The organism is Motilimonas pumila, assembly GCF_003596335.1.
Taxonomy (GTDB): domain Bacteria; phylum Pseudomonadota; class Gammaproteobacteria; order Enterobacterales; family CBDFNC01; genus Motilimonas; species Motilimonas pumila.
The window spans coordinates 1-576 of record NZ_QZCH01000158.1 but is presented as its reverse complement, the minus strand read 5'-3'; the positions used below and the strand labels follow the sequence as shown (position 1 = coordinate 576).

1 protein-coding gene is annotated in these 576 nt (G+C 69.4%); it reads left to right on the top strand.

The window, feature by feature from the left end; all coding sequences use genetic code 11:
- The coding region (locus D1Z90_RS21015) for a strawberry notch family protein (protein WP_198419291.1) at positions 1 to 576 on the top strand (576 nt) is incomplete at both ends.

Genomic DNA, 576 nt, shown 5'->3' with positions numbered 1-576 from the left:
AGCCAGACAAGGAGGGCGTGGGGCTGGTGCTCTCCGACGACGGACGCGCGTACCGCAAGGGCTATTTCCTGGGCGACGGCACCGGGGCAGGGAAGGGGCGGCAGGTCGCGGCCGTCATCCTCGACAACTGGCTGGCGGGTCGTCGCAAGAACATCTGGATCAGCAAGAACGAGGCGCTCCATGCCGACGCGATCCGCGACTGGACCGCGCTCGGCGGTCTCGCGGCCGACGTGCAGCCGCTCTCGCGCTGGAAGATCGACGAGCCCGTCACGATGGACGAGGGCGTCCTGTTCGTGACCTATCCGACGCTGCGCTCCAACCGCGGCGACGCCACCCGGCTCGATCAAATCATCGCCTGGGCCGGTGCCGACTTCGACGGCGTCATCGCGTTCGACGAGGCGCATGAGATGGGCGGCGTCGCGGGTGGCGAAGGGTCGATGGGCACCAAGAAGGGCTCGCAGCAGGGCATCGCCGGCGTTCTCCTGCAGAACCACCTGCCCGACGCCCGCGTGCTCTACGCCTCGGCGACCGGCGCGTCGGAGGTGAACAACCTCGCCTATGCCGTGCGGCTCGGCC